General features: G+C 44.2%; 23 protein-coding genes. 11 read left to right on the top strand and 12 right to left on the bottom strand.

Features of this window, described 5'->3' with window-relative positions; genetic code table 11:
* The 6 genes from A2048_06295 to A2048_06270 form a co-directional block, all read right to left on the bottom strand.
* On the bottom strand, positions 1-1,077 hold a 1,077-nt coding region (locus A2048_06295; protein ID OGP11100.1), incomplete at its 3' end, for a dihydroorotate dehydrogenase (quinone).
* Positions 1,078-1,125: 48 nt separating this feature from the next.
* A complete protein-coding gene (locus A2048_06290) occupies positions 1,126-2,901 on the bottom strand; it encodes a ribosomal-protein-alanine N-acetyltransferase (GenBank protein OGP11099.1) in 1,776 nt (591 codons plus the stop codon).
* Between the two features lie 37 nt (positions 2,902-2,938).
* Complete coding sequence (locus A2048_06285; protein OGP11098.1) at positions 2,939-4,231, bottom strand: phosphopyruvate hydratase; 1,293 nt, start codon at positions 4,229-4,231, stop codon at positions 2,939-2,941.
* Between the two features lie 502 nt (positions 4,232-4,733).
* On the bottom strand, positions 4,734-5,390 hold the full coding sequence (locus A2048_06280; protein ID OGP11097.1) for an isoprenoid biosynthesis protein ElbB: 657 nt from the start codon (positions 5,388-5,390) through the stop codon (positions 4,734-4,736).
* 190 nt (positions 5,391-5,580) lie between these two features.
* Positions 5,581-6,189 (bottom strand): hypothetical protein, encoded by a 609-nt coding sequence (locus tag A2048_06275; GenBank protein ID OGP11096.1) that lies wholly within the window; start codon positions 6,187-6,189, stop codon positions 5,581-5,583.
* Between the two features lie 52 nt (positions 6,190-6,241).
* Complete coding sequence (locus tag A2048_06270) at positions 6,242-6,574, bottom strand: hypothetical protein (GenBank protein ID OGP11095.1); 333 nt, start codon at positions 6,572-6,574, stop codon at positions 6,242-6,244.
* A gap of 24 nt (positions 6,575-6,598) precedes the next feature.
* On the opposite strand from A2048_06270, the gene A2048_06265 reads away from it, so the two are divergent.
* Together A2048_06265 and A2048_06260 are read left to right on the top strand one after the other, a co-directional pair.
* Positions 6,599-6,961, top strand: coding sequence for an NADPH-dependent 7-cyano-7-deazaguanine reductase QueF (locus A2048_06265; protein OGP11094.1), 363 nt, complete (start codon positions 6,599-6,601; stop codon positions 6,959-6,961).
* Entirely contained in the window at positions 6,942-7,847 is a 906-nt protein-coding gene (locus A2048_06260; GenBank protein ID OGP11093.1) for a hypothetical protein, read from the top strand. Before A2048_06265 ends, A2048_06260 begins: the two co-directional genes overlap by 20 nt.
* Here the strand turns inward: A2048_06260 and A2048_06255 are convergent.
* The 4 genes from A2048_06255 to A2048_06240 are packed head-to-tail and all read right to left on the bottom strand — an operon-like array spanning position 7,844 to position 12,505.
* Positions 7,844-8,833, bottom strand: a complete 990-nt coding sequence (locus A2048_06255; protein OGP11092.1) for a thiamine-phosphate kinase — start codon at positions 8,831-8,833, stop codon at positions 7,844-7,846. The genes A2048_06260 and A2048_06255 overlap by 4 nt on opposite strands.
* 3 nt (positions 8,834-8,836) lie before the next feature.
* Entirely contained in the window at positions 8,837-10,855 is a 2,019-nt protein-coding gene (locus tag A2048_06250) for a hypothetical protein (protein ID OGP11091.1), read from the bottom strand.
* Entirely contained in the window at positions 10,797-11,858 is a 1,062-nt protein-coding gene (locus A2048_06245) for a hypothetical protein (GenBank protein ID OGP11090.1), read from the bottom strand. Before A2048_06245 ends, A2048_06250 begins: the two co-directional genes overlap by 59 nt.
* On the bottom strand, positions 11,855-12,505 hold the full coding sequence (locus A2048_06240) for a nucleotide exchange factor GrpE (protein OGP11089.1): 651 nt from the start codon (positions 12,503-12,505) through the stop codon (positions 11,855-11,857). The genes A2048_06245 and A2048_06240 overlap by 4 nt, the downstream gene beginning before the upstream one ends.
* A gap of 34 nt (positions 12,506-12,539) precedes the next feature.
* On the opposite strand from A2048_06240, the gene A2048_06235 reads away from it, so the two are divergent.
* Genes A2048_06235 through A2048_06200 form a run of 8 tightly spaced genes read left to right on the top strand, consistent with a single transcriptional unit; the run spans position 12,540 to position 16,547 of the window.
* Complete coding sequence (locus A2048_06235) at positions 12,540-12,830, top strand: hypothetical protein (protein OGP11088.1); 291 nt, start codon at positions 12,540-12,542, stop codon at positions 12,828-12,830.
* Positions 12,827-13,183, top strand: a complete 357-nt coding sequence (locus A2048_06230) for a hypothetical protein (GenBank protein ID OGP11087.1) — start codon at positions 12,827-12,829, stop codon at positions 13,181-13,183. The genes A2048_06235 and A2048_06230 overlap by 4 nt, the downstream gene beginning before the upstream one ends.
* A 10-nt stretch (positions 13,184-13,193) precedes the next feature.
* Entirely contained in the window at positions 13,194-13,724 is a 531-nt protein-coding gene (locus A2048_06225; GenBank protein ID OGP11086.1) for a hypothetical protein, read from the top strand.
* A gap of 13 nt (positions 13,725-13,737) precedes the next feature.
* Complete coding sequence (locus A2048_06220) at positions 13,738-14,925, top strand: hypothetical protein (GenBank protein ID OGP11085.1); 1,188 nt, start codon at positions 13,738-13,740, stop codon at positions 14,923-14,925.
* Between the two features lie 12 nt (positions 14,926-14,937).
* On the top strand, positions 14,938-15,489 hold the full coding sequence (locus A2048_06215; GenBank protein OGP11084.1) for a hypothetical protein: 552 nt from the start codon (positions 14,938-14,940) through the stop codon (positions 15,487-15,489).
* Positions 15,490-15,539: 50 nt separating this feature from the next.
* The gene (locus A2048_06210) at positions 15,540-16,085 is read left to right on the top strand and encodes a hypothetical protein (protein ID OGP11083.1); all 546 of its coding nucleotides are present in this window, start codon (positions 15,540-15,542) and stop codon (positions 16,083-16,085) included.
* Positions 16,085-16,369 (top strand): hypothetical protein, encoded by a 285-nt coding sequence (locus A2048_06205; GenBank protein ID OGP11082.1) that lies wholly within the window; start codon positions 16,085-16,087, stop codon positions 16,367-16,369. The genes A2048_06210 and A2048_06205 overlap by 1 nt, the downstream gene beginning before the upstream one ends.
* Positions 16,362-16,547, top strand: coding sequence for a hypothetical protein (locus A2048_06200; GenBank protein OGP11081.1), 186 nt, complete (start codon positions 16,362-16,364; stop codon positions 16,545-16,547). The genes A2048_06205 and A2048_06200 overlap by 8 nt, the downstream gene beginning before the upstream one ends.
* A 119-nt stretch (positions 16,548-16,666) precedes the next feature.
* On the opposite strand, the gene A2048_06195 is transcribed toward A2048_06200, so the two are convergent.
* Positions 16,667-18,286, bottom strand: a complete 1,620-nt coding sequence (locus tag A2048_06195; GenBank protein OGP11080.1) for an NAD+ synthase — start codon at positions 18,284-18,286, stop codon at positions 16,667-16,669.
* A gap of 109 nt (positions 18,287-18,395) precedes the next feature.
* On the opposite strand from A2048_06195, the gene A2048_06190 reads away from it, so the two are divergent.
* Positions 18,396-18,596 (top strand): DNA-directed RNA polymerase subunit omega, encoded by a 201-nt coding sequence (locus tag A2048_06190; GenBank protein OGP11079.1) that lies wholly within the window; start codon positions 18,396-18,398, stop codon positions 18,594-18,596.
* Positions 18,597-18,673: 77 nt separating this feature from the next.
* Here A2048_06190 and A2048_06185 read toward each other — a convergent pair whose 3' ends face one another.
* Positions 18,674-19,894 (bottom strand): hypothetical protein, encoded by a 1,221-nt coding sequence (locus A2048_06185; GenBank protein OGP11078.1) that lies wholly within the window; start codon positions 19,892-19,894, stop codon positions 18,674-18,676.
* Positions 19,895-19,933: the final 39 nt, after the last annotated feature.

The raw sequence follows: 19,933 nt of genomic DNA, 5'->3' as shown, positions 1-19,933 counted from the left end.
TTCAACCCCTCTTTGCCCACGTAATTCCAGATAATTTTTAACCCCCAACCGATGACAAAGAGCGTCAAGCCCCCTGTTTAAACGACGTATAAACAAGGGCCCCCCGTAAATGAGCCCCGTATACACCTCAAAAAGACTGGCCCCACGGGCAAGCTTCGCCGCCAGGTCTTTTAGGCCCATGATCCCCCCTACCCCCACCAGGGTTTTGGAATCCCCCACCTGTCTGAACACTTTTTCCAATTGCTGGTTTGATCTTTCGGTAATGGCCGCTCCACTTAAACCCCCGTGGCCTATTTTCTGAAGCTGCTGCTTACTTGTTGTTAGATTTTCTCGCGAAGTTGAGGTATTTCCAACAACAAAACCGTCCATTCCATGATCGATGGCCTTTTCAATGATTTTGGTTCGATCATCGTCTTCCAAATCGGGCGAAATTTTAATCCAGTAAGGACGAGCCTCTTTCTTTTCTTTTCTAAACAGGGCCACTTCTTTAGCCAGTTTTTCAAATGAACCGGGGGACTCAAATGTTTTTCCATCACTTGTGTTGGGACAACTTAAATTAAGAATAACGATACTTCCCACCTCAGGAATTTTTTGAAGAACATGAATGATTTCTTCGATACTTTTTTCCGGAGTTTTAGAAACCGATGAGGGGGCTTTTGCCACATTGACCAAAAGGGGAAATCTTGCTTTTGATTTTAAAATATTGGATACAAAATCATCAACTCCCACATTAGGTAACCCCATGCGGTTAATCATCGACTTATCTTTGGGAAGCCTGAAAATACGGGGCTGGGGGTTTCCTTCACACTTTTTTAAAGTGACAGAACCCAGCTCCAAAAACCCAAACCCCAGGGAATAAAGCATGGAAATCATCTCGGCATTTTTATCAAAGCCGGCAGCCAACCCCACAGGATTAGAAAAATGGATCCCCGAAACATTTACTTCAAGCCTTGAAGAACGGACATGGGTTAATTTTGAAACCAGAAAGGAAGGCCAGACAAAACCGGAAGCCTTGACCCAATGATGGGCCAGCTCAGGATTGAGCTGAAAAAGTATGGAGCGGAGGAGTGAGTACATAATCTTGATCTGTCACCCCCGCAACGCCAATCCCGCTACGCGGGATTTCTAAGGGCGGGGGCCCACTACTGGATCCCCGCTATCAGGACCCCGCATCGCGGGGTCACGTGGCGGGGATGACAGCGTTTTCATCATCACCAACGCGTCTTCGCCATCATGATAATACTTGGTTCGTTTAGCAAGGACAGAAAAGCCGCAACCCTCATAAAATTTTTGAGCTGTGTGATTTGAAGCCCGCACTTCCAGGGTGATCTGCCTTAACCCAGGTTCTACAGAAACCATCCATTCTAAAAGCTGGCCGGCGACGCCTTCTCTTTGCATTTTTGGGTGAACCGCCAAATAAAGAATATCACTCTCATCTAAGATTCTGCGATAGATGATAAAGCCTATGATTTCATTTTCACAAAGAGCCACCCAGAGCTTGCTTAAGGGATATTCAAGTTCAGATTGAAGAAGAGGAAGTGTGAGGGGGGACCCCGCCATGTTGGCGCCTATCAGCAAAACCGCCTCTAAATGACTAGCCTGCATGGGAACTATTTTTATCCACCTACGTCCCCGCTCGTTGGCGGGGACTTCGGCGGACGAGCCGAAACGGTTAAAACCCTCCGCCTTAGGCGGAGAATCTTCCAGGGCTTGCCCTGGGGTGCATACCATTGATTTTCTGACTTTTTTGGGGGCATATGTTTCCAAATATGTTTTTAACCGTTCCATTCCCTCTTCTATTTTTTCAACAGAAACAGCATAGGAAAATCTTAAAAATCCCTCACCCCGTGAACCAAAATCAATACCAGGAGTAATGGCCACCCCCACCTTGTTCAAGATGTCAAAGGCCAGTTTATAAGAATTGCGTGAAATGTGCCTGACATCGACAAAAACATAAAAAGCCCCCGTGGGTTTATAATTAACGTGAAACCCGAGCTCTTTTAATTTTTCCAAAAGAACATCCCGACGCCTTTTGTATTCCTGCCTCATGGTGGCAAGAGTTTGCCCGCCTTCTTTAAGGGCGGCAATAGCGGCCCACTGCACAAAAGAATTGGCTGAAATGTAGAAATTCTGCTGGATTTTCTGCATGGGACGCACAAATTTTCTCGGGGCAATCACATATCCCAAACGATATCCCGTCATGGCATAGGCTTTTGAGAAACCATTAACCACAAAGGTATTTTGGGTAAATTCCAAGGCGGTATGTTCTTTTCCTTCATAAACCAACCCATGATAAATTTCGTCGGAAACAATGGTTTTCTTTAGTCCGGCCAATTTTTTAAGTGTTTCATAACTGAGTACCGTCCCTGTGGGATTAGAAGGACTAGTGACAAAAAGGGCCTTGGTTTTTTTGGTGATTCTCTTTTTTATTTCATCAATATTCCACTGATAATCTTCATTTTCAAAAATGGGCAGATAAACAACTTTTCCTCCCTGAAAACTGACAAAATTGGCATCGCAAGGGTAATGGGGATTGGGCAAAACAACCTCATCCCCTTTTTCCAGCATGGACGAAAAAATCAGGAAAAAAGCAGGACTTGTCCCTTGAGTGACAAGAATCTGCTCGGGGTTTACATTGACTTTGTACGTATTGTAATAATGGCTGGCAATGGCTTCGCGGAGTGGAAGCAGGCCTTGCGAGTGGGTGTATTTGGTCTGATGATCGCGAATGGCTTGGATGCAAGCCTCTTGTACGGCTTCGGGGGCAGAAAAATCAGGCTCCCCAAGGGAAAATGAAATAATCGAACGCCCCTGGCTTTCAAGCTTGCAAGCCGCCTCTAAAATATCCATGGCAATGAAGGATTTTATATCTTGAGCGCGCTGAGTGATGATGTGAGGCATAAATTGTAAGGGCGGTTTGTAAAACCGCCCCTACCGGTCATAAAAATCTAAAAATGGATTTTCCGGGATATTGGGCTTTTGCTCCCAATTCCTCTTCAATACGTAACAACTGATTGTATTTGCAAATACGATCCGTACGGCAAAGACTACCCGTTTTTATCTGGCCTGCATTTGTTCCAACGGCGATATCGGCAATGGTCGTATCTTCGGTTTCTCCTGAACGATGGGAAATAACAGCTGTATAACCTGCTTTCTGGGCCATTGTGATGGCATCCAAGGTTTCAGAGAGCGTTCCAATTTGATTCACCTTAACCAAAATGGAATTACCCACATGCTTATCAATTCCCATCTTTAAACGCTTTGTGTTTGTAACAAACAAATCATCCCCCACCAATTGCATGTTCTTTCCAAGTTTTTGTGTAAGCAGGCACCATCCTTCCCAATCATCCTGGCTTAACCCGTCTTCAATGGAATACACAGGGTATTTGGCTTGCAAATTTTCATAGAAGCTGACCATATCAGCCGCGGTCTTGTTGGGGTTGGCATCGTTTTCCAAAACGTAAATACCCTTCTTGAAAAATTCGCTGGAGGCCACATCCAAAGCCAGTCCAATATCTTTTTGGGGTTTGTAACCTGCTTTTTCGATGGCTTGTAAAATGACTTCCAACCCGGCTTCGTTGGAAGGAAGATTGGGGGCAAAACCTCCCTCGTCTCCCACAGCAGTATTCAGGTTTTTATTCTGCAGCACTTTTTTAAGTTGATGAAAAATTTCAGCACCCGCCTGAAGGGCCTCTGAAAATCGCGAAAATCCCAAAGGCATGATCATGAATTCCTGGATATCCATGTTATTGTCTGCATGCGCCCCCCCATTTAAAATATTCATCATAGGCACGGGTAAACTTAAATGGGTATTTCCTACAAGCCCTGCAATGTAACGATAAAAAGGAAGCCCCTGGTTTTGGCTGGAGGCTCTTGCAAATGCAAGCGATACCGCCAAAAGGGCATTGGCTCCCAGCCTTGATTTGTTGGCAGACCCATCCAACTCAATCATTTTGGTATCCAACAAACGCTGATCGCCAGCCTTTGTTCCTTTTAAGGCTTCAAAAAGCACCGTGTTAACATGCCCCACAGCCTTTTGGACCCCTTTCCCCAAATAACGCTTCGGATCGCCATCCCGTAGTTCCGTGGCCTCATGATCCCCTGTGGAAGCCCCTGAAGGCACAGCGGCCCTTCCCAGAAGGCCATTATCCAGAATAACATCGGCCTCAACTGTGGGATTTCCACGAGAATCAATGATTTCCCGGGCTTTTAATTGAGAAATTGTCGCCATAATCAACCCCCCCCTTGAGTGAAGAACTCGGGGGCAAGCCCCCGAGTTTCATCCTGAGCGACCCTTCGACTCTCTGCGGATCGCTCAGGGTTATCCGTCATTTTATTTCGGCCCCAAGGGGCTAAAGTTTGAGTCGAAGGATAAAATTTGAGTTATCCTTACACAGATTGGAAAAAAGAACCCTCCCCCTTTTGTTTCATCTGACGGGGCTTATCAAAAAAATATAAGTCATTTTAGTATCTTATTTAAGAAGCTTGGTGGCACAGCCTTTGCTGTAGTAAGGGATATGAATCGAAACATTTTCATCCCCAAGGACCATCATGTAAGAAATGTTCTCACATTATCCTTTATATTTTTTATACCCTTGTTCGTCCTCATATAGCCTGGTTCCCCCGCATTTTTATCAAACAAAAATGTGGGGGTTCCCCCTTTTATCGTTCTTCGTTCACGTAATTTCAGCCAAAGGACTGACCCGTCCTCTGGCGGGCGTTCTTCGTTTATTTCAGGTTAGGCTGATTACTTTTTTCACTAATTTTGAAATCCCCAACTCTGCTTCAGAAATATTCTTGGCCAACATGTAGGCCGGGGTGCTCACCACCTTGTTTTTTTCATCCACACAGATTTCGTCCACGGCACAGTTCTGATGCTTGGCTCCCATTTTTTCTATAGCTTGGGCCGTTCCTGCATCGGTCCCAATGGTCAAGGAGATGCCATGTTTACCCAACACCCGCGCCGCAAGGGCTGGGGCAATACAGATAAAGCCCATGGTTTTTTTTGCCGCAAAAAATTCCTCGATCACTTTTTGAATGTCGGAATTCACATCACAATCAGGCCCTTTTTGGGCAAAATTGCATAAATTGAGGGCAGCACCATAACCCCCAGGGAAAATAACAGCATCCACATTGTTTGCTTTCAAGGTTTTAACATCCTGAATATCACCCCGGGCAATGCGCGATGATTCAACAAGGACATTTCTTATTTCCCCCGTTGAATCATTATTGATGTGATTGGTGACTGTGGCTTGGTTTGTATTAGGAGCAAAAAAAATTGGTTGGGCGCCGGCTTTCACAACGGCCAATAATGTAAGGACCGACTCATGAATTTCAGCCCCGTCTTTAAACCCACATCCTGATAAAATGATGGCGATTTTTTTGGACATATTATTTTTTTATTTTGAAATTCTAGTTTTTGAAAACCTTTTTTTGCCAATTTTATCAACCGGGACCCATCAACAAAATTGGCAAAAGCAGAGTTTTTTGCCGGGCCGTCCCGGCAAAAAGCGTGTTTTCAAAAACTAGAATTCCAAAATAAAAAATCCATTTCAGGGCGCACCAAGGGGCGCCCCTACGTCAATGACAACTCCCCTCCGGCCTGAAATACGGATTTAAGCCAGCAGCGTGATCCGTCGTATCGTAAATAGCTCCTATTTTGGGAATGCGTTTGCGAATGGCTTGTTCAACACCCTGTTTTAACGTGGCTGTGGAACTGGCACAACCATGGCATCCCCCACCCATCTTCACAAAAACATCGTTCTTGCGTACATCCAAAAGTTCAATGACACCCCCATGGCTTGCCACAGCCGGGTTGATCTCATGTTCCAAAACTTCCGTTACTGTTTTACGAATTTCTTCTTCGGAAGGAAGTGTGTTGATCAGGTCCGGATTCACAAGAGGTTGACCCTGCCCCACTGCTTCCCGAATAAGACCGCCCATTTGTTTCCCAAACATGCGCCAGTCAGCCATGCCCTGCACGGTGACAAAAACTGAATTGGCTGTGATGAAAACCTGGGTGACCTGATCCATCGAAAAAAGTTTTTGGGCCAATACCGAATTTTTGGATTCATCCCTGTTTTCAAACCGGAAAGAACCGGCCTCAACCAAAGGCTTTTCCAGCGTGAATTTGCAGACATTGCCCTCCATTTGAGGTTCAGCCGTAATTTTGATGGGTTGTTGCTCCATAATTAATCTCCTTAATGATACGACAAGCCTATAGGGCTTTCATTTAAAAAATTCAAGGAGGAACTAGTTTTGGGAATGGAGGGGCCATGTGAGAAATAAATTCTCCCATATCATGGATAAAACGAGCCAGATGAATCCCCTGATAGATTGGGGGGTAAACTTTGAGCTTATCCAAACTTTTATACAACGCTTTAGAGGAAGGAGATAACCTCCCTTTCTGGAAATGATGAAGCCCCCCTGCCGCCACAATAAGCCCCTGATAAAAACCTCGATCCCTCTCCTTTTCCTTCAACCAAATCTCTTCCCACACTTCATGACTTTCATAAAATTTCCCCTCATTAAAAAGCCGAACCCCCTCCAAAAATTGTTTTTGTTTATCGTTCATAATATGGGATAGTCATGCCACGCTATGCCATCCCAACCCTCAAAACAACTCGAAACCTTCCCCAACTCACACCCAAACCGGGAGTACACGATTAATTTTACCTGTCCGGAATTCACCTGCGTATGCCCCAAAACAGGGCAACCCGATTTTGCCACCATCAAAATTTCGTATATTCCTGACAAACTGTGCGTTGAGCTAAAATCGCTTAAACTTTATTTGTGGTCATACCGCAATGAAGGGGCCTTTCACGAAAAAGTGACAAACCAGATTTTAGATGATCTTGTCGCCGCCATAAAACCACGCTTTATGGAAGTGACCGGCGATTTTTTTGTTCGCGGAGGCATTCATACGGTCATTGAAGCAAGACATGGCACAAAAAAACCATAGAAAAAAATATCTCTCACTCAAACAAAAAAAACGAATCCGGGTTTTACCCACTATGACCTTCTCCCAAAAATTCAAACTTCTCAAAAACCCAAGCACCTGGCGGCGCATCTCCATCGCAAACTGGAAAGCCCCCAACGACCCCACGGTTTATGGCACATTGCCCATTAATGCCACGCCCGTGCTTCAATTTTTGGAAAAAACAAACAAGTCCTCACAATCAAAAGTGACCATCACCCATGTCGTCGCCAAGGCCTTGGCCCTAACCTTGGCAAAATATCCCGATCTGAACGGGATTATCAGCTGGCAAAAAATTTACCTACGCACAAGTGTCGATATTTTTCTGCAAGTGGCCATTGAAGAGGAAACCCATGAGGAACACCCCGACCTTTCGGGAGCAAAGATTGAAAATTGTGACCAGAAATCACTGGAACAGATAGCAACCGAACTAAAAAGCCAAAGCCGCTCCATCCGGGAAAAAGAAGACCCCCAGTTCAAAAAAACAACCGGACTTTTACGCTTTATCCCGGCTTTTGCGCTGGCCTTCATTCTGAAGGTCATGGGATTTATCATGTACGATCTTGGATTTTCATTCCCCAAACTGGGGATGCCGACCGATCCTTTTGGTTCCGCCATGGTGACCAGTGTGGGCATGTTTAATATGCCCCCTGCTTTTGCCCCCCTTGTGCCCATCAGCCGCGTCCCTCTTATTCTGTGTGTGGGCCAGATAAAAGACCGCCCGTGGGTTGAAAAAGGGCAATTAGTGGTAAAACCCATTGTAGACATTCATGTCACCTTCGATCACCGCTTCATTGATGGCCTCATGGGCTCACGCATGGCGCATTATTTTCAGGAAATTTTGGGAAATCCGGAATCGCATCTTAGCTAGGAATGGACTGTATTGAAATGGTCAAAACTTCCATGAACTCCTTGATAATTGTTTCCTTCTTCATCTAACACGATCAGCCCCTTGGAAGCATTCACCACAACCCCGACCGGCCAGAAAGCATGCGAGTGTCGGTTCATTTTTTTCTGAAATAAATCATTGCCTAAAGCTTTAACGGTGAAAAGAAGTTTGTAATCTTCGCCTCCCAATAAAAGAGCCTGGCGCCAATCAAGGCCGGCTTTAACGCAGTCCGCCTGAAAATCTTTGTGAACAGGTATTTTGGAGAGTTCAATCTGGGCCCCCACTTTGCTTGCTTTTAAAACATGGCTTAAGTCCCCCAACAGCCCATCGCTTAGATCAATCATGCTCGTCACTTGGGGAAGTGCCCCCAGGAACAGACCTTCCTTCACACAAGGGGCGGGGCTATTAAAAGCCAAAAGCGCATGGGGCGGAACACGCAGATTATTTTCTAAACAATAAAGGGCCAGATGGGGTAACCCTAAGGGCCCCGAAACATAAATCACATCCCCAACACGGGCCCCTTTCCTGTATTTTATTTTATTCTTTAAAGCTTCTCCCAAAACAGTGATATGGCTTGAAAACTGTGCCGCCCTGCTGATGTTTCCCCCGACAATACTCATCCCCCATTTTTTACCCAGACTTTGAACCCCACGACAAAACTGACACACCCAATTCTCATCGGTATCTTGGGGAATAGTCAGGGACACAAGGGCCACTCGCGGCTTTCCTCCCATGGCTGCAATGTCACTTAAATTAACGGCCAGGGCCTTAACACCCGCTTGACGGGCATGGGTCCACTTGCGCTTGAAATGAACATCTTCGACAAAAGAATCCACAGTCAGCAATTCTTGTTTGTCGGGATGGGGCTTATAAACAGCGCAATCATCTCCAATGCCACAAAGGATGGAAGAATCGGCATTGCTAAAAATTTTCTGTAACCGTTTGATAAGAAGAAATTCAGAATGCATAGGCTACTGGGGTGGATTTGGGTCTATCCCCTCTTCGGCTTGTGGAGATGGCGGGTAAAGAATAATCGAATTGATAACCGGGTTCTGCAATTTTTGAAATGAATGAAGGGTAGTCACCCCACGAAAACCGGCCAGGGAAGAAAGAGCTTCTTTGACCTTGCCTGTTTTGGTATATCCCGATTCTTTAATGGCCTGGGCCACCAAAAGGGCTGAATCAAAACCTAACGCCGCCAAATTACTGGGACCCACTCCCATGGCTTTGGTGAAATCATCCACAAAACGAACGTTAAAGGCATTTTTGGATTGGGGATCGTACAAATCGACAAAGAAACTTCCCGGATAATTCACAAACAATTCACCCTTAAGGCGTGGATCATTCCAGGCATTGGTTCCCAAAAGAGGGATGCCACGAATAGTCACCACTTGCAGCCCCGGAATAATTCTTCCCAAAGCGGCATAACTATCGGGCAAAAACAAGGCATCAAAACCAGTCCCGGTGTCAGAATAAGAAAACCGTTTCATGCCCGACTTTAATTTACGGGCTTCATCGGCCATGTTGGTTGCTGCCGAATTATAGGCCGCAATGGCCACCACCGTGCCTCCCTGCTTTTTGACCTCTTCTGCAAAGGACTCACTCATAGCCTTGCCATAAGCGTTAGAGGGATAAAAAATACCAAAGGTTTTTAGGCCCTTTTGTCTGGCTTCCGTCACCAAATGTTTCATCTGAAGATCCACGGGATATCCAATTTGAAAAATGGAATCATCTAACTTCATCACATCGGCTTTTTGGGTAATGGGAAGTAAAGTCACGCCCAACTCTTTGGCCTGCTTGGCTGCCGCTTCAGCCAGAGTGTAAGCCATGGGGCCGATAATGGCCGAAACCCCTTGAGAAGCCAGGGCACTGACAATGTTTTGCATGGTCAAAGGATCATTGCCTGAATCACGCACCAAAAGTTGCACCGACATGTTCAAACCTGTTTCAGATAAAACATAATTGGCACAGCCTTCCAAACCCACAGCGCATTTAATGCCACGCAAGGTGGCCTGACCAAACTCACTCGATGGCCCCGACAAAGGAAGTAATACACCCAGCTTGATATTATCCCCTGTTTGCATGCTCGTTTTGGGAACAGAAACATTAAGTTCGCGCAGAATTTTTTGTGCTGAAGGAACATAGGCATGCTTTGGATAAGCCCGAATAAAACGGGAAAGCATTTTTGAAGCTTTCTCTGTCTGGCCAGCTTCAAAGTAGGTTTTGCCCCATTTGTATTCAACATAGGGTTTTGAGAAACCTTGAGGGTAGGTTTTAAACCATGACGGAATTTCATCCATCTTCATGGGCCTTACAATCCACACATCGAGTTCTTGTGTAACTTCCGCCAAGCTTAAAAGATCGGCTCCCTCCAATTCTTTCAATTCCTGATCTCCGGCTTCCTGATAAACATCGGCCAAACGCAACAGGGCATAATCGGCATTGTATCTTTCCTGGCCCGATTTCCGGACAGCCTCAACAATCAGGGAATAATGACGAACCTTTAATTTGGTCGGCAGATCAGAAACCTTGATATTCTTTAATAAATCGAGTGTTTCGACATAACGGCCCGCCTTAAACAATGAATACGAAGCCAGTAAAAATCCTTTGGCCCGATAAGCACTATTTTTTGTTTTTTGAGCCAGTTGTTTGAATGAAACCGCGGCATCGCTCCATTTTTCCTCAATGAAATAAATTTTACCCACTTTATAGCCGGCTTCATCGGTGAGGCGATTATAAGGATAAAGAGCCTGGTATTTTTGATAACTGGCCAGCCCTTGATCGTATTTTTTTTGGTTATAGGCCGATTCCGCACGGTTAAAAAGAAGCTGCATTTCAGCATTCACATCCGATTCATAGCGGGCTTTGACAGCTCCTTCTTCTTTTCCACAAAAAGAGAGTCCAAAAATCAAGAACAGAAAAACAAGAATCTCAGGAAAAGAAATCTTTGAAAAAAGAACCCCATTTGTATAACCAATTTTTTTTGTCATAACCTTTTCTTTCTCGCTGAAGATGCTGATGAAATTTTTTTTGTTCTTTGGCCAGTTCTTTTTCAGAAACAGGATGGACAAAAACGAGCAAATCATCGCGCTGATTGCTTTTTGCGTCAAGAAAAAGTCCCTGTGTCTTGACAAAAATTTTATCTCCCAAAGATAACCTCGCGGGCACACGCAAACTGACAATGACATCAAAAAGGGGCATGTGCACTGTTCCTCCTTCCAAAACCAGATTTTCATTTATGGGATAAGTGCAACTTAACCGGTTTTCATGAAGTTTAAAAAGAGAACTTGATGAAAGGACGGGTTTGATAAAAATCTGACAACCCGTATTTTGTTTTACGTCGCGTGACTGCAAGGTGTAAGCCTCATTAAGTTTTAAACCCTTGGGGATATCTATTTCCTGAAGACTATGCATCTTCACCCTTCCAAAACCCTTGCAGGAAACACAGGGCTTTTTAACGTGCCTTCCCCTTCCCTGACAACGCGGGCATAATTTGTCGACATTTTTTAGCTCGATATTGGCCTTGATACGCCCCCCTCCAAAGCAATAAGTACAAATGCTGGCCAACTCTCCTGTGGTGGAACCATTTCCCAAACAGGTTTTGCAGGCTTTATACGAGTACATTAATTTTTTCTTGCAAGGGGATCCAAAAATAAACTCGTAGGCCGTCAAGGAAAGCTCTTGGGGTTCCTCGTAACCCAAAACCCTTCCATCGCGTGTAAACCCAAAAATATCGTCAAAAATATCATCAACAGTTTGAACGCGTTCCTCAGACACCGTTCTGGCAGGAGGAATGATTGTCTCAATAAAAGGCGGGTACTGGATGAGAAAATTGTAAGCTTCCGTACATTGAAGAAAAATTTCTTTTGTTTTTGGGTCAGGGTTTCGATCGGGGTGATAGGCCAGGGCCTTTTGGCGATAAGCTTTCTTAACAGCCCCAAAATCGGGCGAATCACCTAATTCCAATAATTGAAGGGCTTGTTTTAGATTCAATGGATTGTCTCTTCATCGTTTGATTCTTCATCACCTTCGGGAGCCTTGGCAATGGTGACAAGGGCTGGGCGAACCAGTCGCCCACCTAAAAGATAACCTTTGCGATGCATGGACAAAATGGCCCCGGGGGCATGGTCTTTGGATTCTTGGGTGCCAATGGCCTCATGTTTATGGGGATCAAAGGTCCCTTCCTCCGAAATAACTTCTACCCCGTGTTTTTCCAAAACCTGGATGAATTGTTTGACCACAAGCTTCACCCCTTCAATAAGGGGATCTTTTTGATCGGTGGCATGGGAAAGGGTTAGTTCCAGATTATCCAGCACGGGCAAAAATTCGTGCAGCAATTTTTCATTGCCAAAGCGGATCGTCTCTTGTTTTTCTTTTTCAAGACGTTTACGTGCATTTTCAAAATCAGCCATGGCCCGAAGCGTGGCCTGCTTGTTTTCCTGAAGGGTTTCCTCAGCCTTTGCAAGCTTTGCTTTTAAATCAGTGATTTCATCAGGGGAGGCTGCTTGCTGTGGAGCCACGTGGTCTTCTTGTTGTGGCCCCCCATCACGCCCTTTAAGGACTTCTTTGAGTTCTTCCACCTTGTTTTCCCTTCCAAAAGTTTGGGATCCAAAATTTTTGTCGAAATTTTTTGCATTCATAAATAGGGCCCCAAATTAGTTCCATCATCCTTTGGTGTCAAGACCGGAATATCACAGAAGTTCCTCACATCGAACCGTTTTATTTTTGGACGGTACCATCCAAAAATCGGACGGTTTCAAAAAAACCTTGTGCAGCATGAGCGCTTCGGGGGTTTCATTTTTGGATGGTACCGTCCGAAAATCGGACGATTCCAAAAAAACCGGACTTTTTTATTCTTTCCACAAAAATTTCAAACATCGATATTTCAGAGAGTTAAACAAGAAAATTTTTTTGGAAAAGCTGGCACACGATTTGGATAGTCCTTTTGTCAGGAGGACATCATGAATCAACAAACAAAGTTTCTTACCTCTTCAAAAAAACTTCGGTGGGTGAAGCCAAAAGAAAACATCCCTGATTTGCTTCCTGACAGTGTCGACCAAAAAGCCATGGAGGTTTTGGCCTTTTATGAAAAGGATGAAAAAGAATTTCAAAACCATTGGGTCTGGAAGGAAATGGGATGTTCCCCCGAAACATTTTTCAAACAAGTCGAAAATTATGTTGAAAGCTTGAATATTCCCAAACTCCAATGGGCAGAAGCTTACCAAAAAGCAAAACAGGTCTCTCGAATACGCGCTTTAGAAAAACATAAACTCACCAATACACATCCATTCAAACTAATGGGAGCCCTTAGAGTATAAAGGATAAACTATGCTTTCTTATCAACTAAACATTCATGACTCCCCTTCCATAAGGGCTCTTAAAATTTCAGAAGGAGTTTCTGAAACAAGTTTGGAGCAAACCATAGGCCTCTCTTTAATATCCGAATACAACACCCAACTTTTGAACATGTCCCGTGGGTTGCAGCAAAATCTGGATCAAAAAAGAAATGCCCAAACTGAAATAAAATATCTCGCTTCTTTTATTTTAAAAGAACCCACAGACTTAAATGGCACTCAAGGGTTTCTGCTAACACCGGAGGAAGCAACAAATCTTCAAAATAAATATCCCCAACTGAACCTTACTCAAAAAGACGGACAAACCTATATCGAAAAACCAAGATTAGAAGCATTTATTGAGTCCAAAAAACAGGACCTGGCCGCATTAAACACCGACAGCGAAATGGCGAGCCTTCAAATTCAAACAGTGGTTGACCAACGAAAGCAGGCTATCACCCTCTTATCCAATTTGATTGCCAGCCGCGATGAAACGATCATGAACATTGTTAGAAACATTAAATAAATAGGAGAAACTTATGTCAAATCAAATACCCTCAAATTCAACAGCCAATGTCATATCAAATATCACCAACATTCCCCTTGGAACCAGTTCGGTGGACCTGATGGCCTATGCGGAAAGTCTTCTGGTGCGGGAATATGATGAACAAATGAAGGACATGGCTTTCAAGATAAAAACCTCATCCGCGCTTAAAAAAGCGTACCGTGAGCGCAAAAAGAATATTAACGAATTTCTGACGCGTGATTCAAAAGATGGCAAAGTCAAACTATTACAGGCTGAATACGATTTTTTACTAAACAGGGTGGAATATCAATGGGACCCAAGCATGTACGACGGCATGGGGGGAGTTAAAGAATATATTAATGGGAAAGAAAATCTCTCTGCCATTTCCAACAAAGGCTACACAGAAGTGACCACTACCAACACTTCAAATATTATCGCGGCCAATGAATCCGCTGAATGGCATGGCGACCCGCATTTTAATGATGCCGATAGTAAAAACACGGGGTTTAACCATACCGATTGGGATTTTCAGGGGGTCCCCGGCCAAACCTACAATTATTTAACCGATGCCAATTTGGAAATGCTGGCCACGCATGAAAAATGGGGAAATGGCCCCGCCACTGTGGTGGATGCGGTACAAATCACTCTGCATGGTCCCAACGAATCAAGCCTTATCAAATTTGATGCTGACGACACTCCCACAATCAATGGTGAAAAAATGAAAACAGGCATCACCTACCCCACTGCTGATAGCGGGCAAGCCCTATGGTCAGGCAAAGAACTTACCGTTTACACAGAAGAAGGATACGCCCTTAAACTCTTAGACCTTGGGGGATACTTAAATGGTCAAGTCAAAACCGGCGCTCGCGGAGTGGTTTCTGATGGAATCATGCCCACAGGGATTATCGGTGCTCAATTTGATGCCGATAGCATTGCCGAAAAAATGGATGGGGAACGATTCATTTACAATGCTCTGGACACTAAAAATGCCAAAAAAGAAATTAAGGTGGAAGTAGACCGCATCAAATCCATTTTGGAAAACGTTCAAACACAAATCGACAATCTCAACTCCGACACCGAACTTGCCCAAACCGATTTAAGCACATTGAGCAGCCAACGCAAACTGGCCTTTGAAACTTTAAGTACGATGCTTTCAAAGGTTTATGAAGCCGCCAGCAGTGTTGTCCGTAACCTTAAATAACACGGAGGTCTTATGACATCCATTTACACCAACAATGCGATTGGTTTTGGGGTATTAAACCAAGCCGAACAACAAATACTCAGAAACGAGGCCGAAACCCAGAAATCACAAAAATCAGAAATCAGAACTAAAAACAGTTTCGTCCAAAAAAAACGTGAGGAGAGAATACAAAATCTTCAAGATCGCCTCAAGATGATGAGCCAAGGTCATGGTGGATGCCTTAAAGCCCTGAAAATCATTGCCACGGTGGCTGCCGTGGTAGCGGCTCCTTTTACGGGGGGAACAACGCTGGCCATCATTGTGGCTGTTACTGCCGTGTTAAACACGGTGGCCACCCAGTTGGAACAACTCAAAATCGCGCTTCAACAAAAAAATATTGTTCTTAACAAGGCCGAAGGCGCTCAGATTTCGGCTTTCATTGAAGAAACGCAGAAATGGGTCGAAGATGAAAAAATGAACCTGCACGCATCTAAAAAAAAGGAAACACAGTCTTTGGAAGAATATCAACAAACCTTAAGGGACTTGGAACATTCCATTCAAAGCATGATCCAGGTCGCCCCTTAAATAAATCAGTCCGCCTTTGCTAAAGCTTTGGCGTGACAAAGGAGGTCTTTATGGTCGCACCCGTCGGCATATCCACCATTCAACGTTTGCTTCACGAGGTAAAAAAAAATGATGACGAGAACATCAAAAATAATCGTCAGCAATCAAACGAGTTCTTTGACAACAAAATTTCCCACTTAAACAACCAGGTTGATCTTCTTAAAGAACAGGCCGGAAAAATAGGCCGCTTTGGGGTGTTTAATGCGCTGATGAGCCTGGCTCAACTGGCCATGAATATAGGTGCCGGCTTTTTGCCCGGCATGCAGGCAGGGGCCCAAGCACTTACAAAGATGCTGACGCAAACCCTTATCAAAATAACCGAAACGGCCTTAAACATGGTTTCATCCTTGGTCAATTCATTACACGAAAAAGTCCTGAAAACTTTGGATGCAAAAATAGCGAAACAAAATTCCCTGGCTGAAGTGGCCACCCAATTTTACACCGATGCCAAGGACCAACAACAAGAAGCCATCAAAAAAAGCCAGGAAACCATGGCTGACTTAAAAGAAGTCCGTAATGACCTTGCAGCCTCCCAAGAAGCCATGGTGCGCCCATGATGTTTTCAGTTACCTCCATAAAAAGGCAGCCCCCAGTCAGTCAGAACGATGTGATCACCTTTATGACAAGCTATCTGAAAGGTCGCTTTAAGAATGGGGGCTGCCTCCCCTCCTCAAACCTCAAGGATGATTTGGGCCTTGATTCGTTAGACATTGCTGAAATGATTTTAGCCCTTGAAGAAAAATACGGCGTTGAGTTTGTCGGGGATGAAATGCCAAGGATTGAAACGGTGGAAAACCTGGCTGGGCACACAAATTTTCTTATAGAAAAGAAAAATGGATAACAGAAAAATACATGTGGCTAAATATTTGTCGGATATCAGCAAGCTTACTATTGGAGTTGGAGTTGTACCCCAGGCTTTCTCATTAAGCCCTATCAACTGGACCCAATTTAATTTGGCCTTGGCTTCCGGCATTTTATTCTTTAGTATCAGCCTGCTGTTATATAAAAAGGAGCCTTAATATGTTGTATGTTTACTATGCTGTCATGACCCTTTTTGCTTTGGCTCTTTATTGGTATGTGACCCATGAGGATAAAAAAGAAAGAAATCATCCCCATACATCACGCAAAAACCACTCCCCTACTTAATTTTAGCTGCAATCGGATACCTTCTCCCCATTCCAAAAGCCTTTGAAGTCACTTTTAAACCGGGAGCGGCTTGCCTTCGCTTGTATTCGTTGTGACGAATAAGCTTGATTACTTTCTGAACCACCGTCTTTTTAAATCCAAGGTGAACTATATCATCTATTGATTTAAGTTCTTCAATATAAGCCTTTAAAATTGAATCTAAAATTTCATATGATGGCAGGCTATCTTGGTCGGTTTGGTTATGTCTTAATTCGGCAGAGGGAGCCTTGGTTATGCTTGATTCTGGAATTAGTTTTTTTCGGCTATTGATCCAAAGGGCTAATTCATACACCAGGGTTTTGGGAACATCTGAAATAACAGCCAACCCCCCCGACATATCCCCATATAAAGTACAATACCCTACAGCTAATTCTGACTTGTTTCCCGTACTCAAAACCAAGTGTCCCAGTTTGTTGGAAACGGCCATCAAAATATTACCCCGAATGCGAGCCTGAACATTTTCTTCAGTGGTATCTTTTTTCTTACCTGCAAAAATTTTTCTAAACAGGCCTTCATAAGACTTGTGAACCAAATCAATGGGGACCTTCAAGGTTTTCATTTTCAGATTTTTGGCCAAAGCAAAAGCATCGGTTAAACTTCCCTTGCTTGAGTAACGAGATGGCATCAAAAGCCCCAAAACATTTTTTGATCCCAAGGCCTTGCAAGCTAGGGCTGCCACAAGGGCTGAATCAATCCCTCCGGACAATCCCAAAGCCACTTTTTTAAATCCGCATTTACGCACATAATCGCGCAAGCCCGTCACCAGGGCTTCTTCCAACAAAGACAAATCATGAACCAAGGGAATATCCCCCGTTTTCTCCTGAAATAAATCGACTACCTTATTATCTTCTTCAAAAAAGGGAAGACGCTCGATTAATTGGCCCGATTTTGAAACCAGCATCGACCCACCATCAAAAATGAGTTCATCATTTCCTCCCACTTGATTGATGTAAATGACGGGCCTTTGATATTTTACCGCAAGGGCTGAAATCATTTTTTCGCGCTGTTTGTACTTCCCCATGCTGTAAGGCGAAGCCGACAAATTAAGTAAAACTTCAGCCCCACTCGCCACTAATTCATCGATGGGATTGAAAGAATATCGAGAAATTTCATCCTGCCAAATGTCCTCACAAATACTTAAACCAAAACGAACCCCCTTATAATCAACCACCACCCCTTCCGAACCAGGCTCAAAATAACGAACTTCATCAAAAACATCATAGTTTGGAAGTAATCTTTTGTAATAATTGTGTTTTATTGATCCATCTTCACACCAAAAAGCAGCATTATAAAGGGATTTCCCCCCTTGATTTGTGTTTTGAACCACCGTTCCAAAGACCACAGCAATGCCTTGGGCATAAGAGGCAATCGTGGCCGCCGCTTTTTGGAGCGCTTTGATAATAGAGGGAAGTTCCAGCAAATCACGAGGGGGATAACCCAATAGACTCATTTCATGAAAACAAACAAGTTCAGCCCCCTTTTGTTTGGCTTTTTTGATCTCGCGAATCATTTTTTTCTGATTGCCAGAAATATCGCCGACCACTGTATTTGTTTGTACCAGGGCTATTTTCATTTAGTTTCTCCTTGACAGAAGGCCGTAACTTCTAATAAAAGCTTATAAAATTCAATAATTTAATTTTGGGGCCCCGCAAGGGCCCTTAAATTTTTAAGGAGTAAAGCCTATGGCCCGTGTCACCGTTGAAGATTGTCTGGAAAAAGTCTCCAGTCGTTTTGCCCTTATCCACTTGGCAGCCAAAAGAGTGCGTCAGTTGGAAAAAGGCGCCAAACGCCTTGTGGGCAGCAAAAACAAAAACATCGTTGAAGCCCTTCGAGAAATCGCTGCAGGAAAAGTAGGACACGAAGCTCCTGGAAAAGACGAATAGTGTTGTGTTTGTAAGGGCAATTCATGAATTGCCCTTACTTAGGATTGCCCTACTACGACAGATAGATAGACTCATCCCTACAAATGCACCGACCTTCCATAAAACATCTCAGCTGATTCCATGATCGTCTCAGAAAGAGTGGGATGCGGATGAATGGTTAAACTTAAATCTTTCGGAGTAGCTCCCATCTCAAGAGCCAGCACGGCTTCGCTGATCATTTCACCAGCGTGCAAACCCACAAGTCCTACGCCTAAAATCTGTTCGGTTTCTTGGTCAACAATCATTTTGGTCAAGCCCGTTTCCGTCCCCATGCAAATGGCTTTCCCGGAAGCCTGCCACGGAAATTTTAATACCTTAATAGAGTACCCTTCTTTTTTGGCCTCTTTTTCCATAAATCCACACCAAGCGACTTCAGGATTTGTAAAAACAACGGCAGGAATCGCCCTTGGCATGAAAGTGGTGGATTCCCCCAAAATGGCTTCAACAGCCACTCGGGCTTCATGTGCTGCCTTATGAGCCAATCCGGGTTCCCCCGCCACATCACCAATGGCAAATATATTTTCCTGGTGAGTCCGTCTTTGTTCATCAACAACAATAAACCCACGATCATCTGTTTCCACCGAGGTATGCTCCAGCCCAAGCCCACTGCTATTGGGAAGGCGGCCAATGGCATATAAAACCTTGTCAAAATTTTGCTGTAAATTCTGGTTTTGGGTTTTTAAAGAAACAGAGAGGTCTGTTCTGTGGGATTTGATTGATTCAACGGAGGCATTCAAATAAATATTTTCGAAACGGGAAAAAATATTTTTAGACAAGACAGAAACCAGATCGCGATCAACTCCCGGAAGAAGGGAGGACGTCATCTCAACCAAACTCACCTTTGAACCAAGGCTTGCATAAACACACCCCAGTTCCAACCCAATGTATCCCCCGCCAATCACCAAAAGATTTTCCGGAATTTCGTTTAATTCCAAAGCCTGGGTTGAATTCCACATATGGGGTGAATCGATGGGCCAAACATCCAAGGTCCGGGGCCTTGAACCCGTGGCGATAATCACAAACTCCGTTTCGAGATGAATTTCCCCCTTGGAAGGGCAAATCACACGCAGGGTATGGTCATCCAAAAAAGAAGCTCTCCCCTGTATAAAACCAACTTTTCTTTGCTTGGCCAAACCTTTCAACCCCTGGGATAGTTTTCCGATCACCCCTTCTTTCCATGATTTTAGTTTTTGAAGGTCAATCCGGGGTTCTTTAAAAACGACACCACATTCTTCCAGTTTTAATGCTTCATCCAGCACCTGCGTGACATGAAGAAGGGCTTTGGAAGGAATGCAACC

It is taken from the genome of Deltaproteobacteria bacterium GWA2_45_12, assembly GCA_001797365.1.
In the GTDB taxonomy this organism is placed as follows: Bacteria; UBA10199; UBA10199; order UBA10199; family UBA10199; genus UBA10199.
Note: the sequence above shows the minus strand (reverse complement) of the source record. Positions and strands in the feature narration are given on the sequence as shown.

Bases quoted from the DNA above. Each gene is read 5' to 3' on its own strand.
- A2048_06290 (OGP11099.1), bottom strand. From the start codon at position 2,901: ATGCCTCACATCATCACTCAGCGCGCTCAAGATATAAAATCCTTCATT.
- A2048_06285 (OGP11098.1), bottom strand. From the start codon at position 4,231: ATGGCGACAATTTCTCAATTAAAAGCCCGGGAAATCATTGATTCTCGT.
- A2048_06280 (OGP11097.1), bottom strand. From the start codon at position 5,390: ATGTCCAAAAAAATCGCCATCATTTTATCAGGATGTGGGTTTAAAGAC.
- A2048_06275 (OGP11096.1), bottom strand. From the start codon at position 6,189: ATGGAGCAACAACCCATCAAAATTACGGCTGAACCTCAAATGGAGGGC.
- A2048_06270 (OGP11095.1), bottom strand. From the start codon at position 6,574: ATGAACGATAAACAAAAACAATTTTTGGAGGGGGTTCGGCTTTTTAAT.
- A2048_06265 (OGP11094.1), top strand. From the start codon at position 6,599: ATGCCATCCCAACCCTCAAAACAACTCGAAACCTTCCCCAACTCACAC.
- A2048_06260 (OGP11093.1), top strand. From the start codon at position 6,942: ATGGCACAAAAAAACCATAGAAAAAAATATCTCTCACTCAAACAAAAA.
- A2048_06255 (OGP11092.1), bottom strand. From the start codon at position 8,833: ATGCATTCTGAATTTCTTCTTATCAAACGGTTACAGAAAATTTTTAGC.
- A2048_06250 (OGP11091.1), bottom strand. From the start codon at position 10,855: ATGACAAAAAAAATTGGTTATACAAATGGGGTTCTTTTTTCAAAGATT.
- A2048_06240 (OGP11089.1), bottom strand. From the start codon at position 12,505: ATGAATGCAAAAAATTTCGACAAAAATTTTGGATCCCAAACTTTTGGA.
- A2048_06230 (OGP11087.1), top strand. From the start codon at position 12,827: ATGAATCAACAAACAAAGTTTCTTACCTCTTCAAAAAAACTTCGGTGG.
- A2048_06225 (OGP11086.1), top strand. From the start codon at position 13,194: ATGCTTTCTTATCAACTAAACATTCATGACTCCCCTTCCATAAGGGCT.
- A2048_06220 (OGP11085.1), top strand. From the start codon at position 13,738: ATGTCAAATCAAATACCCTCAAATTCAACAGCCAATGTCATATCAAAT.
- A2048_06215 (OGP11084.1), top strand. From the start codon at position 14,938: ATGACATCCATTTACACCAACAATGCGATTGGTTTTGGGGTATTAAAC.
- A2048_06210 (OGP11083.1), top strand. From the start codon at position 15,540: ATGGTCGCACCCGTCGGCATATCCACCATTCAACGTTTGCTTCACGAG.
- A2048_06205 (OGP11082.1), top strand. From the start codon at position 16,085: ATGTTTTCAGTTACCTCCATAAAAAGGCAGCCCCCAGTCAGTCAGAAC.
- A2048_06200 (OGP11081.1), top strand. From the start codon at position 16,362: ATGGATAACAGAAAAATACATGTGGCTAAATATTTGTCGGATATCAGC.
- A2048_06195 (OGP11080.1), bottom strand. From the start codon at position 18,286: ATGAAAATAGCCCTGGTACAAACAAATACAGTGGTCGGCGATATTTCT.
- A2048_06190 (OGP11079.1), top strand. From the start codon at position 18,396: ATGGCCCGTGTCACCGTTGAAGATTGTCTGGAAAAAGTCTCCAGTCGT.